Annotated in this window: 13 protein-coding genes and 1 pseudogene; 9 read left to right on the forward strand and 5 right to left on the reverse strand. The window is 71.1% G+C overall.

The features are described from left to right. Positions 1–67: 67 nt before the first annotated feature. Both ACWGKQ_RS28870 and ACWGKQ_RS28875 read left to right on the forward strand, forming a co-directional pair. Complete coding sequence (locus ACWGKQ_RS28870; protein WP_453294900.1) at positions 68–787, forward strand: alpha/beta fold hydrolase; 720 nt, start codon at positions 68–70, stop codon at positions 785–787. Positions 788–846: 59 nt separating this feature from the next. Continuing rightward, entirely contained in the window at positions 847–1,431 is a 585-nt protein-coding gene (locus ACWGKQ_RS28875; protein WP_453294901.1) for a helix-turn-helix domain-containing protein, read from the forward strand. Between the two features lie 69 nt (positions 1,432–1,500). Here the strand turns inward: ACWGKQ_RS28875 and ACWGKQ_RS28880 are convergent, their stop codons facing one another. The 3 genes from ACWGKQ_RS28880 to ACWGKQ_RS28890 form a co-directional block, all read right to left on the reverse strand. After that, positions 1,501–1,908, reverse strand: a complete 408-nt coding sequence (locus ACWGKQ_RS28880) for a RidA family protein (RefSeq protein WP_453294902.1) — start codon at positions 1,906–1,908, stop codon at positions 1,501–1,503. 203 nt (positions 1,909–2,111) lie between these two features. Further along, a complete protein-coding gene (locus tag ACWGKQ_RS28885) occupies positions 2,112–2,921 on the reverse strand; it encodes a class II aldolase/adducin family protein (protein ID WP_453294903.1) in 810 nt (269 codons plus the stop codon). Positions 2,922–3,041: 120 nt separating this feature from the next. Then, positions 3,042–3,491: an Lrp/AsnC family transcriptional regulator gene (locus ACWGKQ_RS28890; protein ID WP_453294904.1), complete on the reverse strand. Its 450-nt coding sequence runs from the start codon at positions 3,489–3,491 to the stop codon at positions 3,042–3,044. A gap of 170 nt (positions 3,492–3,661) precedes the next feature. On the opposite strand from ACWGKQ_RS28890, the gene ACWGKQ_RS28895 reads away from it, so the two are divergent. The 6 genes and pseudogenes from ACWGKQ_RS28895 to ACWGKQ_RS28920 all read left to right on the forward strand — a co-directional run bounded on the left by ACWGKQ_RS28895 (position 3,662) and on the right by ACWGKQ_RS28920 (position 9,156). Further along, positions 3,662–4,813: an acyl-CoA dehydrogenase family protein gene (locus ACWGKQ_RS28895; protein WP_453294905.1), complete on the forward strand. Its 1,152-nt coding sequence runs from the start codon at positions 3,662–3,664 to the stop codon at positions 4,811–4,813. A gap of 111 nt (positions 4,814–4,924) precedes the next feature. Continuing rightward, positions 4,925–5,089: pseudogene (locus ACWGKQ_RS28900) on the forward strand (SDR family oxidoreductase); the annotation flags it as partial. Positions 5,090–5,126: 37 nt separating this feature from the next. Further along, positions 5,127–5,627 carry an SDR family NAD(P)-dependent oxidoreductase gene (locus ACWGKQ_RS28905; protein WP_453294906.1) on the forward strand — a complete coding sequence of 167 codons (501 nt, stop codon included), beginning with the start codon at positions 5,127–5,129 and terminating at the stop codon, positions 5,625–5,627. Positions 5,628–5,775: 148 nt separating this feature from the next. Next, positions 5,776–6,834 (forward strand): thiamine pyrophosphate-dependent enzyme, encoded by a 1,059-nt coding sequence (locus ACWGKQ_RS28910; protein ID WP_453294907.1) that lies wholly within the window; start codon positions 5,776–5,778, stop codon positions 6,832–6,834. Next, positions 6,831–7,808 carry an alpha-ketoacid dehydrogenase subunit beta gene (locus ACWGKQ_RS28915; protein WP_453294908.1) on the forward strand — a complete coding sequence of 326 codons (978 nt, stop codon included), beginning with the start codon at positions 6,831–6,833 and terminating at the stop codon, positions 7,806–7,808. Before ACWGKQ_RS28910 ends, ACWGKQ_RS28915 begins: the two co-directional genes overlap by 4 nt. A 10-nt stretch (positions 7,809–7,818) precedes the next feature. Further along, the gene (locus tag ACWGKQ_RS28920) at positions 7,819–9,156 is read left to right on the forward strand and encodes a dihydrolipoamide acetyltransferase family protein (protein ID WP_453294909.1); all 1,338 of its coding nucleotides are present in this window, start codon (positions 7,819–7,821) and stop codon (positions 9,154–9,156) included. Positions 9,157–9,261: 105 nt separating this feature from the next. On the opposite strand, the gene ACWGKQ_RS28925 is transcribed toward ACWGKQ_RS28920, so the two are convergent. Beyond that, positions 9,262–10,179 carry a LysR family transcriptional regulator gene (locus ACWGKQ_RS28925; RefSeq protein WP_453294910.1) on the reverse strand — a complete coding sequence of 306 codons (918 nt, stop codon included), beginning with the start codon at positions 10,177–10,179 and terminating at the stop codon, positions 9,262–9,264. A gap of 100 nt (positions 10,180–10,279) precedes the next feature. Between ACWGKQ_RS28925 and ACWGKQ_RS28930 the strand changes: the two genes are divergently transcribed. Further along, a complete protein-coding gene (locus tag ACWGKQ_RS28930; RefSeq protein WP_453294911.1) occupies positions 10,280–11,317 on the forward strand; it encodes an NADP-dependent oxidoreductase in 1,038 nt (345 codons plus the stop codon). Between the two features lie 488 nt (positions 11,318–11,805). Here ACWGKQ_RS28930 and ACWGKQ_RS28935 read toward each other — a convergent pair whose 3' ends face one another. Further along, positions 11,806–12,438: a UbiX family flavin prenyltransferase gene (locus ACWGKQ_RS28935; RefSeq protein ID WP_453294912.1), complete on the reverse strand. Its 633-nt coding sequence runs from the start codon at positions 12,436–12,438 to the stop codon at positions 11,806–11,808. Positions 12,439–12,861 lie beyond the last annotated feature (423 nt).

Below are 12,861 nucleotides of genomic sequence, written 5' to 3' on the forward strand. Positions count from 1 at the left end.
GGGGAGAGGACCACGGGGTTCTCGCAGGCGCGGGGCCCCAGGGCCCGGACCCTCCTAGGAGCGGCAGATGGCAACCTTCGTACTCGTGCACGGTTCTTGGGGCGGCGGCTGGGTGTGGGACCGGCTGCGCCCCCTGCTGGAGGAGGCCGGCCACCGCGTCCTGGCGCCGACCCTGACCGGTCTCGCCGAGCGGCGGCAGCTGTCCGCGCCGGACGTCGGCCTGAGTACGCACGTGCAGGATGTCGCCGGGCTCCTGGAGTCCGAGCGGGTGGCGGACGCCGTCCTCGTCGGGCACAGCTACGGCGGGATGGTGATCACGGGGGTGGCCGCGCTCGCGGGCGACCGCATCGGGCAGGTGGTGTACGCCGATGCCTTCGCCCCCGTGACCGGTGAGTCGGCGTTCAGTCTGCTGCCGTGGCTGGAGCAGGCGTTCGCCGATTCGCCGGGTCCCGCGGAATGGGAGGTCGCTCCGCTGAGCCCGGACGCCCTCGGCGCCGACGACGAGGGCGCCGCATGGCTTGCGAGCAGGCTGACACCCATGCCTCGGCGCACCCATGAAGAGCCGCTGGGTCCGGGCAGCGAGGAGGTGCTGGCCGGCCGGGCGGTCACCTACATCTACTGCGCCGACCAGGCCATCTTCAAGGACATGGCCGTCTCGGCGGAGAAACGGGAGTTCCGGGTCGTCGCGCTGCCCGGCGTCACCCATGTCGACCTGCTGACGAAACCGCAGGTCCTCGCGCGGGAACTCCTGGACCTTGTGCAGGGGTGCAGCGGACCGGGCGTCTGACAGATCGGTGTGCCTGTCAGGTGATGTCTCTTGCCTGACAGGCATGCTATGTTGCGCAGATGTCGATCGAAGACACCGATCTCTGGGTGGCTCAACGCCTCAAGGACATGCGCAGCGAGCGCGGTATCACCCTGACGACCCTGGCCGAACAGACCGGCATCTCCTCGGCGCACCTGTCGCGTCTGGAGAAGGGTGTCCGCAAGCCCTCCATCGGGAGCCTGCTGCAGATCGCCCGCGTCTACGGCGTGTCCATCAGCGAGTTGGTGCAGGAACCGGACGAGAACGACTTCCATCTGGTGCGCGCCGACGCGGCGATGACACGGGACGGCCAGGACGGCCGCTACACCGTACTGAGCGGACCGCGCGAGACCATGTCCGTCATCCGGGTCGACCTGGCGCCCGGCAAGCACAGCAAGACCGCCCGGCATGTGGGCGAGGAGTGGCTGCATGTGCTGGCCGGCACCGTCACGCTCCACATCTCGGGGGCCTCGCTGCAGCTGGGAGCCGGGGACTCGGTGCATTTCGACTCCGCGAAGGAACACCGTCTCGTCAACGAGGAAGATGCCGCCGCCACCGTACTGATCGCCTCGACCGCGGCGACCGTGCCCATGCGCCACCCCATCCCGGCGTCCCGGCGCTCGTAACCGCCGTCATCGTCCTTCGCGCCCGCCGGAAACCCCGACGCCGTCCGCGAAGGCGGCCGGGCGGCCCCGCTACGGCAGGACCGCGAACCCGTCGACCTCGATGAGCCATTCCGGCATGCCCAGCGTCTGCACTCCGAGGAAGGTGCTCGCGGACACCGGCCAGGTGCCGTCGAAGGCGCGCCGGCCCGCCGCGAAGATGGGACCGATCAACTCCGGCCGGTGGCCGACGACATGGATGGTGTTCTTGATCAGGTCGTCCGGCGTGGCGCCGGCCGCCTCCAGGGCAACTCGGAAGTTGCGGAAGGCCTGTTCGGCCTGTGCCTCGTGGTCGCCGGGGCCGACGAGGTTGCCGTCCCTGTCCAGGGCGATCTGGCCGGCGATGGCGATGAAGCGGGTGCCTGTGCCCGTCACCGCGTGGCTGTAGAGGCCTTGGACCGGGGGTGCGAGGGCGTCCGGGTCGACGCGTTGAACCGACATCTCTTCTCCAGGATCGTCATCGGGTGCGGAAGTGCGGGGAATTGGCGGTTGCCAAGCGGGTCCGGCGAAGTCCGCTGCGGTTCGGCAGCGCCCCCGAAGGGGCGCGGGGCTGTATCAATATGCGGCTCCGCCGCGTGGGCGCGACCAGCCACGACGGCGCCGCAGTCGGCGGACGGCACATCGCGGCACTTCCAGCGGAGCGCTTAGTCCAGGACGTCGGGCTCCTCGTCCGTCACCAGCCCGGCGAGGAGGTTGAAGTTGTGCCGGGCCATGTTGGCGTTGCTGAACTGCCGGTGGGCCAGGGTCACTTCCTCGTCGCTCATGATCCGGGGCCGGCCGGCGGCGTCGGCCAGCAGCTGCATCTGGCAGGCCCGGTCCATGGTGATGAACCACCAGGCCGCCTCCTCGACGGACCGGCCCACCGTGAGCAGCCCGTGGTGGCGCAGGATCGCCGCCCTGTTGTCCCCGAGTCGCTCCGCGATGCGCTCGCCCTCCGCCTTCTCCAGGACGAGGCCCTTGTACTCGTCGAAGAGCACGTGGTCGCCGGTGAAGGCGCAGGACTCCTGGACGATGGGGTCGAGCAGCTTGTCGAGCGAGGCGAACGCCCGGCCGTGGATCGTGTGGGCGTGCGCGACGGCGACCGCGTCGGGGCGCGCCTGGTGGATCGAGGAGTGGATCCAGAACGCCGCCTTGTTGGTGCGGCGACCGCCCTCGATCACCTGCCCCTGCTCGTCGATGAGCAGAAGATCGCTCACCCGGATCCGCGAGAAGTGGACGGCGTAGGGGTTGACCCAGAAGCGGTCGGGGAACTCCGGGTCGCGCGCCGTGATGTGCCCCGCGATGCCCTCGTCGAACCCGTGGCGAGCGAAGATCCGGAAGGCGATCGCGAGCTGCTCCTTGCGGTGCCGGCGTTCGGACTCCACGGAGTCCTTGGCCTGCGAGAGCTGGGGTATGTCGAGCTCGCCGATGCTCTCCAGCTCCTCTGTACCTGCGCTGTCAGCCGACACGGACATGCGTCGACGCCTCCCTCGGTTGGTGCGGACGGACCTCCTTCAGCGTGGGGTCGGCATACGGTCCAAGTCAACCTGGTAGGCAAATCAATATGCCTCATGGGCAAATTTCGCGGAGGGTGGTCACCCGTCCCGGCGCCACGCCCCCAGCACCATCAACGTCTTCGTCCCGATCACCGGCCCCGACCGCCGCAGCCGGTCGATGACATCCCGCAGATGCTGGACGCCCGACACCCGGACCCGGATCAGCGCGTCGGGGTCACCGGCCACGGTGAACACCTCCAGCACCTCCGGGACGCTCGTGGCCGCCATCGTGATCATCTCGACCTTCACGTCCCCGGCGAACCTGAGCTCGACGAAGGCCTCGAAGCTGGATCCGAGCTTGTTGTGGTCGAGGATGACCGTGTAGCCCGCGATGACCCCGACCCGCTCCAGGCGGTCGATGCGCCGCTTCACGGCCGAGGGGGACAGGCTGACGTGGTCCGCGATCTCCGTGACCGTCCGCCGGCCGTCCTGCACTAGCAGGTCGATGATCATGCTGTCGACGTTGTCGACGTGCTCGGTACCGGGCATCTCCACACCTCACAAAAGGCAGGTTCTTTGCGCAGAACCTGGGTTGTGCATAGGAAATTTTGTGCGCGCCACAAGAACTCAGCAGGTTAATTGCACCACGGGCCGTGCGCTGCCGACTGTGGTCCTCCATCCGGAGACGACCGGAGACGACCGCAGGAGGGGGCACCGTAGTGCGAGTCGAACGAGAGCTGCCATCCCGTGAGGCACATGACCTGCTGGAACTGGTCACGGACATCGCGGACAGGGAACTGGCGCCGCGGGTCGCCGAGTTCGAGGACCAGGGAAGGTTTCCTCGCGAGGTCTTCGAGCTCCTGGGCGAGACAGGGCTGCTGACCCTGCCGTTCGGCGAGGACATCGGCGGCGGGGGACAGCCGTACACGGTCTACCTCCAGGTCCTGGAGGAGATCGCCGCGCGTTGGGCCGCGGTGGCCGTGGGCATGAGCGTGCACACGCTGGCCTGTCTGCCGGTGACCACGTTCGGCACCGCGGCACAGCAGGCCGAGCTCCTCCCCCGGATGCTGGGCGGACGGCTGCTGGGCGCGTACTCCCTGTCGGAGGCCCACGCGGGTTCCGATCCCGCGGCGCTGCGCGCGTCGGCGTCCGAAGGCCCGCGGGGCTGGACGGCCCGCGGTACCAAGGCCTGGGTCACACACGGTGGCGAGGCCGACTTCTACACCGTCTTCCTGCGGACCTCCCCCGACACCCGGTCGGGCATCTCCTGCTTCCACGTCGACGCCGACACGGCGGGACTCGTCGCGGGGACACCCGAGCGCAAGATGGGGCTGCGCAGCTCGACCACCGCCGAGCTGCACTTCGAGGACGCGGTGCTGCCCGCCGACCGGCTCGTCGGAACCCCGGGTCAGGGACTGCCGATCGCGCTGGCCGCGCTGGACGCCGGCCGGCTCGGGATCGCCGCGGTCGCCGTCGGCATCGCCCGGGCCGCGCTGGACCACGCGGTCGGCTACGCCCGGGACCGGCAGGCGTTCGGGCGGTCCATCATCGAGCACCAGGGCGTCGGATTCCTGCTGGCCGACATGGCGGCGAGAACCGAGGCGGCCCGCGCGACCTACCTGGTGGCCGCGCGCCGCAAGGACGCCGGCCTGCCGTACACCCGGCAGGCCAGCGTGGCCAAGCTGATCGCCAGCGACACGGCGATGGCCGTCACGACCGATGCCGTCCAGGTCCTCGGCGGCGCGGGATACGTGCTGGACCACCCCGTGGAACGGCTGATGAGGGAAGCCAAGATCACCCAGATCTTCGAGGGCACCAACCAGATCCAGCGTCTGGTGATCAGCCGTCAACTCGCCGGTCCCGCACGGTGACCGGTGTCCGTCCGACCCCTGCCCACGAGATACCCGTGAGGAGCACGTGCCGTGCAGTTGCGTGATGCCGTAGCCGTCGTGTCCGGTGGGGCCTCCGGCCTCGGGCGCGCCGTGGCCGAGAGGCTGCACCGGCAGGGGGCCACCGTCGTGGTCCTGGACCTGCCCACCGGAGCGGGCCCCGACGTCGTCGGCCGCCTGGGCGAGCGCGCCCACTTCGTCCCGGCCGACGTCACCGACGAGTCCCAGGTGAAGGCCGCCTTCGCCGAGGCCGCCGGCCTCGGCACGCTGCGGGCCGCCGTCAACTGCGCCGGGGGTGGCCACCCCCGGACGGATCATCGGCAGCAGGGGAGTGCTCCCGCTCGACCGGTTCCGCCGCGTGGTGGACATCAACCTCGTGGGCACCTTCAACGTCCTCAGCCACGCTGCCTCGCTGATGGCGGACAACGATCCGGAGGACGGCGACCGCGGGATCGTCGTCTGCACCGCGTCCATCGCCGCGTACGACGGCCAGATCGGTCAGGCCGCCTACGCCGCGAGCAAGGGCGGCGTCGTCTCCCTCACCCTGTCCGCGGCACGGGACCTGGCGGACAAGGCCGTCCGGGTGGTGACCGTGGCCCCCGGACTGTTCGACACCCCGCTGATGGCCGGTCTCCCGGAGAAGGCGCGCACGGCACTGGAGGCCTCCGTGCCGCACCCCTCCCGGCTGGGCGCGCCGGACGAGTTCGCGGCGCTGGTCGAGCACGCCATCGGCAACCCCATGCTCAACGGCTGTGTGATCCGCCTCGACGGATCCCTCCGCATGGCACCGCGCTGACCCGCGCCGGTACCTGCCGCACCCACCTCCGCCGGTGCCCGCACCGGCGCCCTCGAGAACGAGAGCCGTGATGCCACGAAAGCCGTCCACCCCGACCGCGGACCCCCAAAACCCAGACGGACCGATCCAGTTCCTCACACCCGAGGGGGTGTTGGCGCCGGACAGCCGGCTCGGCCTGCCCGCCGCACCCGATCTGCCCGCGCTCTACCGGGACATGGCCCTGGTACGCCGCCTGGACTCCGAGGCGATCGCGCTCCAGCGCCAGGGCGAGCTGGGCCTGTGGCCCTCGCTGCGCGGTCAGGAGGCCGCCCAGGTCGGGGCCGCCCACGCGCTGAGCGCCCAGGACATGGTGTTCCCCACCTACCGCGAACACGGCGTGGCCTGGTGCCGGGGCCTGGATCCGGTGTCGCTCCTCGGCCTCTTCCGCGGCTCGACGCTGGGCGGCTGGAACCCGTACGAGAGCCGCTTCCAGCTCTACACCCTCGTCATCGGCGCACAGACGTTGCACGCCGTCGGCTATGCCATGGGACTGGTCCGCGACGACCTGATCGGCTCGGGGGACGAGGGCCGCGACACCGCGGTGCTGGTCTTCCTCGGCGACGGCGCGCTGAGCGAGGGCGAGACCAACGAGGCGTTCGTCTGGGCGGCCGCCCAGAACCTGCCCGTGGTCTTCTTCTGCCAGAACAACCAGTGGGCCATCTCCGCCCCCTACAGCGTGCAGAGCCGGGTCCCCGTCGCCCGGCGCGCCGCCGGCTTCGGCTTCCCCGGTCTCTCCGTCGACGGCAACGACGTGCTGGCCTGTCTCGCGGCGACGGGCGACGCCCTCGCCCGGGCCCGGTCCGGCGGCGGGCCCACCCTGATCGAGGCGGTGACCTACCGCGTCAACGCACACACCACCGCCGACGACGACGGCCGCTACCGGCCCGCCGCCGTGACCGACGAGTGGATCGCCAGGGATCCCCTGGAGCGGCTGCGCCGCCACCTCACCGCGAGCGGCGCGGTCGACGAGGAGTACTTCGCCGGCATCGAGCGACGGGAGAAGGAACTGGCCGACCACCTGAGGGCGGGCTGCCGTTCGCTCCCCGCGCCGGACCCCGCCGCGTCCTTCCGGCACACCTACGCCACGATGCCCGCCGACCTCGGGCACCAGCTGGCCGAACACCTGGAGTTCACGGCCGCCGGCCAGGAGAACGGGGCCACGCGATGAGCAGCTCGGGCATCTCCATGGTCAAGGCCCTCAACAACGGCCTGCGCAGAGCCCTCCAGGACGATCCCAAGGTCCTGCTGATGGGTGAGGACATCGGACGTCTGGGCGGGGTCTTCCGCGTCACCGACGGCCTTCAGAAGGAGTTCGGCAGCCTGCGGGTCGTCGACACCCCGCTCGGCGAGGCCGGCATCGTCGGCGCCGCCATCGGTCTCGCCCTGCGCGGCTACCGCCCGGTCTGCGAGATCCAGTTCGACGGCTTCGTCTATCCCGCCGCCAACCAGATCATCAGCCAGCTCGCGAAACTCCGGCACCGCTCGGCCGGCACGATCACGCTGCCGGTCGTCATCCGCATCCCCTACGGCGGCGGCATCGGCTCCATCGAACACCACTCGGAGTCACCCGAGGTCTACTTCGCCCACACGGCCGGACTGAAGGTCGTCACCTGTTCCCACCCGCAGGACGCCTACGACATGATCCGCCAAGCCGTCGCCGACGACGATCCCGTGGTCTTCCTCGAACCCAAGCGGCACTACTGGAGCAAGGGCGACGTCACCGACGCGCCCCCGGCCCCGATCGAGCGGGCCCGCGTGAGGCGCCCCGGCACCGACGCCACCCTCATCGCCTACGGCCCGACGGTCCCCGTCGCCCTGGAGGCGGCCGGCGTCGCCGCCGAGGAGGGCCACAGCGTCGAGGTCGTCGACCTGCGCAGCCTGTCGCCGCTGGACATGGACACCGTACGGGAGTCCGTCCACCGCACCGGTCGCGCCCTCGTCGCCCACGAGGCCTCCCTGTCGCACGGGTTCGGAGCCGAACTCGCGGCGAGGATCCAGCAGGAGGAGTTCCACTTCCTCGAAGCGCCGGTGCTCCGCATCACCGGATACGACACCCCCTACCCGCCGAGCCGCCTCGAGTCGGACTGGCTTCCCGGTGTCGACCGGATCCTCGATGCCCTCGACCGCAGCCTGAGCTACTAGAGGGGGCACCGTGTCACAAGAACAGGTATTCCTGCTGCCCGACGTCGGCGAGGGGCTCACCGAGGCCGAGATCCTCCAGTGGGCGGTGAAGGCCGGCGACACCGTGGAGATCAACCAGATCCTCGTCGAGGTCGAGACCGCCAAGGCCGCGGTCGAACTCCCCTCTCCTTACGCGGGAGTTGTCGGAACCCTGCACGCGCGGGAGGGGGAGACCCTGCCCGTGGGGCAGCCCCTCATCACCATCCTCGGCGATGCCGATGGCGGAACGAGCCCCGGGGCGGCCGATGAGACCGGCGAGACCGGCGGTGCCGGCGGGGCGGGCGGGGCCGCGGAGGATTCCGGCAGGGCGGCCCTGCTGGTCGGATACGGGCCGCAGGAGTCCGCAGGGCGTCGCCGACGCCGTCGTACCGCCGCCGCGTCCCCTCGCACCTCGGTTGCGGAACCGCCGGTCCCGGCCACCGAGCGGACGGCGGCGAAACCGCCCGTCCGCAAACTCGCCAAGGACCTGGGCGTCGACATCACCACCGTCACACCGACGGGCCCGGGAGCCACCGTCACCCGCGCCGACGTCCACCGGGCAGCGGGCACAAGTCCCGTCGCGGCGAAGGCGATTGCCCCGGCGGTGGTCCCGGAACCCGCCGCCGAGACCCGTGTCCCGATCCGCGGTGTACGCAAGCACACCGCCGCCGCCATGGTCGCCTCGGCGTTCACCGCGCCGCACGTCACCGAGTTCACGACGGTCGACATCACCGCGACCATGCGGCTACGGGACACGGTGGCCGCCCGCCGCGAGTTCCGCGACCTGCGCGTCACGCCGCTGCTCCTCGTCGCCCGGGCGCTGCTGCTGGCCCTGCGCAGAACCCCCGAGGCGAACGCCAGCTGGGACGAGGACGCCCAGGAGATCGTGCTCAAGCACTACGTCCATCTCGGCATCGCGGCCGCGACCGAACGCGGGCTGATCGTCCCCAACATCAAGCATGCCGACCGGATGTCCCTGCGTGAGCTGGCCGAGGCGCTCGCCGAGCTGACCGGCACGGCCCGGGCCGGGAGGACGACGCCCGGGTCGATGACCGGCGGGAGCATCACCATCACGAACGTCGGCGTGTTCGGCGTGGACACCGGAACCCCGATCCTGAACCCGGGGGAAGCGGCCATCCTCGCCGTGGGTGCCATCCGACGCATGCCCTGGGTCGTGACGGACGCGTCGGGGGCGGAGACGATCGAGCCCCGCTGGGTCACCCAGCTGGCCCTGTCCTTCGACCACCGGCTCATCGACGGCCAACAGGGCTCCGAGCTGCTGGCCGACATCGCCGCCGTCCTGCACGATCCCGGGCTGGCGATGCTCTGACGGGGCAGTGCCCCGAGTGCGTGCCCGGAACGGACCGGTCCGGGGCTGCGGACGGCAGCCCCGGACCGGTCCTACGGTCTTGCCGAGGACACGTGCCCGGCCTGATCAGGCCTCGGCGCCGAGAAGACGCACACCCCGCGGAACCGTCGTCCGCAGCTCTCTCACCAGGGCGCGTACGACAGCGGATCCGGCCAGTTCGGTGCTGGTGACATAGCCGACCCGGCGTGTCGGGCGATCGGCGCCGAGATCGGTGATCCCGACCGAGTGCGCTGCTCCGGTCAGGGAGAGCGCCGGCATGATCGCCATTCCGTGACCGCCGCTCACCAAGGAGAGCACCGCTCCGTCGTCCTCGGCCTCGACGGTCGCCCTGGGGATCCAGTCCTGCGCCGCCCACCAGCCGCGGGTGTACGAGCCGCAGTTCTCGGCCCAGTCGACCAGCGGCAGCGAGCGCGGGGCGGCGTGGCCCGCCGGGTGTACCAGGGCATACGGCTCTTCGAGGAGCCCGTTCGCGACCAGACCCGGTGGCAGCGGCGCCGAGCCGCCCAGGGTGGCGATGGCGATGTCGGCCTTCCCGTCGGCCACTTCGCCGGCGGTGCCGCGCCCCACCTCGCGGACGATCCGCACCCGAGGCTCGATCTCGGGGTGGCGAACGCGCAGTTGCCGCAGCACGGGCGGCAGCAGATGGAGAGCCGCACTGCGGAAGGCCGCGATCCGCAGCGGCCCCGCCGCGGCATCGGGCCGGGCCGCGTCGCGCGCCTCGGCGGTCAGGACGTCCAGCAGGCGCAGCACACGGCGGGCGTGCCCGACGGCCTTCTCCCCGGCAGGGGTGGGGCGGGCGCCGGTGCGTCCGCGCTCGAAGAGGACGGCACCGATCTTCCGCTCGCTGCCGCGGACCGAGTGGGAGACCGCGGACTGGGTCAGACCGAGCGCCCCGGCCGCGGCCGAGAACCCGCCGGTGTCCGCGACCGCGACCAGGACGCGCAGTTCCTGCGGGGTGAGATCGGAGTCGGTCGTACGGGCCACGGGGCGTTCACCTCAGGACATGAGAGCTGCTCATGGAACGGACTGTCGCATGAGCCCAACGGGCTGCCCGGGTGGCACATTCCCGCCCTACGGTCCGGGCATGAACGAGACCGCGCTCACCGTCCACCAGACCGGCCGCCCGCACGGCTTCCCCACCGCCGGGCACTTCGCCTTCGTCGAGTCCCCGCTTCCCGAGCCCGCGGCCGGGACTGCGCTGGTGGAGAACCTCTACTGGTCCGTCGACCCGTACCACCGCGAGATGATGGACGACGTGCCCGGCGGCTTCGCGCTCGACGCGCCGCTGGAGGGCCGCGCCATCGGGCGGGTCATCGCCTCGCGCACGCCGCGGCTGACCGAGGGCGAGACGGTGTTCCACCGGCAGGGCTGGCGCACCCACGCGGTGGTCACGCCCGAGGAGATCCGACGGCTGCCCCGCTTCGACGGGGTGCCCCTGGCCGCTTACCTGAGCACCCTCGGCGGCACCGGCCTGACCGCCTACGTGGGCCTCACCCGGATCGCCCGGCTCCGGGAGGGCGACGATCTGTTCGTGTCGGCCGCGGCGGGCGGGGTCGGCACGGCGACCGGACGGTTCGCCAGACTGCTCGGCGCCGGACGGCTCGTGGGCAGCGCGGGCTCGGCGGCGAAGGCCGGCCACCTCACGAAGGAGGTGGGATACGACGCCGCCTTCGACTACCACGACGGCCCCGCCGCCGACCTGCTGGGCGAGGCCGCACCGGGCGGCATCGACGTGTTCGTCGACAACGTCGGCGGCGAGCAACTGGCCGCCGCGGTGGGGGCGCTGCGCGAGTTCGGGCGCATCGTCCGGATCGGCACGATCAGCCAGTACAACACCCCCGACACACCGTCGCCGCGCTTCGACTACGCGGACATCGTGGAGAAGAGCCTCCGCATGGAGGGCTTCCTGGTCAGCAACTACCGCGGTCTGCAAGAGGAGTTGTACGACTTCGCGGTGCCGCATCTGCAGAGCGGCCGGCTCGCCCTGGACGAGACGGTGGTCGACGGTTTCGAGCACATCGTGGACGCGTTCCTCGGCATGCTGCGCGGCGCGAACACCGGCAAGACCATCGTGCGGGCCGTGCAGGGCGACCGAGGCCGGTCCCCGGAGGGACCGGCGTGAAGCCGGGCTCGCCCGTGGTCGGTCGACGGAGATCTCGGTGAGGTCGACGGAGATCAGGACCGGCTCGCTGGGCTTGTCTTTTGACCTCGGCTGCGTCCCGATCACGTGAAACGGACGCGTTGCTCGCGCACCCATGCGGGATCGGGGGTGGTGTGCGGCCGGCCCGCCACGATGAGGGTCGGCCCGGTCTCGTCGACGATCAGGGTCACCCAGGAGAACCGCCTCTCTTGGAGCGGCGGCCACACGATTGCGCACGACGTCGGCGTAGGACGGGGATCCGAAGCCGAGGACCACCAAGACGGGGATGCCCGCGTCGTCGAGCCGATCGGTCAGCTGCCGGCGCAGGGTGTCCTTCTCGGCCGCGACGTACAGGACGTGTTCCTGGGTGTCTGCCCCGCCCCTCCCCAGCCCGCCGGGCTACCACCCCCGGCGCCGCGGTCACCCGGTTCCTCAGCCACGGACCGTTGCAGCGCATGGGGCGGGCTGCTTCACCTCGTTCGGTTGTGCTCGCGCCGCGCCGCGGTGTCGCTGCCGTCCCACTGGTAACGGTCCGTGCCGGGCAGGCCCACGAATTGCAGGACCCGTTCCACGAACTCGTCCCGCAGCTGGGCGAGTGTCTCCGGCACGTTGTAGTACGTGGGGATCATGGGGTACACGGTGGCTCCCGCCTCGGTGACGGCCACCATGTTGCGCAGGTGGATGAGGTTCAGCGGCGCTTCCCGCAGGCAGAGGACGAGCTGGCGCCGCTGCTTCAGCATCACGTCCGCAGCCCGCTCGACGAGGCTCTCCGCCTGCCCGTGAGCGATGCGCCCGAGGACGCCGGCCGCACACGGCAGGATGATCATTGCGTCGCTCGGATAGCTGCCGCTGGTCACCGGCCCGGACATGTCGGCCGGATCCAGGAAGCGCACTTTCGGCGACGTCGCCTCCAGTGCGTGGACCACCGCGTCCGGGTCTTCTCCGGTCTGGAATTCGAAGGCGACGAGTTTGCGCCCGTTGGCCGACACCAGAAGGTCGACATGGCCGACCCGGTCATCCCGCTGAAGTGCGGCGAGCAAGGCCTTGGCCACGCCGGTGCCACCCGCGCCCGTGACGGCGACCGTCACGTTCTGCTGGGTCACGATGATCCCCTTTCGTGGCACGCCGGATGGGCAGTCGCCTGTGACTCACCGGGCCGGCGTTGTCCCGCCCGCAGAGGCCGAGGACCGGCACAGTGCCCAGGTCCGGCACACACGGTCATCGGTACCTCGCCCGGTGACCGCCAAATCCTGGTGGTCACTCGACCGGCGGCTTCTCGTCCCGCACCGATCACCCTGGTGGCGTGCGCCGCCTGCCCACGGCTTCTCCGGGCGAAAGCCTGTCCTGCCAGGTTCCCGATGCCGTGGTCTCCGCACGAGCGGAGGTGGTCCGAACCTGCCCGTCGTCAGCGACGCGCGGACCGTGACCCCTTGTTCAGGGCTGCCGGAGCGGGGGGATGACGGGAAGCTCGACCGCGTTGCGGATGTCGTCGATGGTCATCTTGAAGCTGTCCGGGTAGGCGTCGC

Source organism: Streptomyces sp. NPDC054770, from assembly GCF_053611985.1.

What these genes read in the sequence shown, in the direction of transcription:
- ACWGKQ_RS28870 (WP_453294900.1), top strand. Translation starts at nt 68, where the DNA reads ATGGCAACCTTCGTACTCGTGCACGGTTCTTGGGGCGGCGGCTGGGTG.
- ACWGKQ_RS28875 (WP_453294901.1), top strand. Translation starts at nt 847, where the DNA reads ATGTCGATCGAAGACACCGATCTCTGGGTGGCTCAACGCCTCAAGGAC.
- ACWGKQ_RS28880 (WP_453294902.1), bottom strand. Translation starts at nt 1,908, where the DNA reads ATGTCGGTTCAACGCGTCGACCCGGACGCCCTCGCACCCCCGGTCCAA.
- ACWGKQ_RS28885 (WP_453294903.1), bottom strand. Translation starts at nt 2,921, where the DNA reads ATGTCCGTGTCGGCTGACAGCGCAGGTACAGAGGAGCTGGAGAGCATC.
- ACWGKQ_RS28890 (WP_453294904.1), bottom strand. Translation starts at nt 3,491, where the DNA reads ATGCCCGGTACCGAGCACGTCGACAACGTCGACAGCATGATCATCGAC.
- ACWGKQ_RS28915 (WP_453294908.1), top strand. Translation starts at nt 6,831, where the DNA reads ATGAGCAGCTCGGGCATCTCCATGGTCAAGGCCCTCAACAACGGCCTG.
- ACWGKQ_RS28930 (WP_453294911.1), top strand. Translation starts at nt 10,280, where the DNA reads ATGAACGAGACCGCGCTCACCGTCCACCAGACCGGCCGCCCGCACGGC.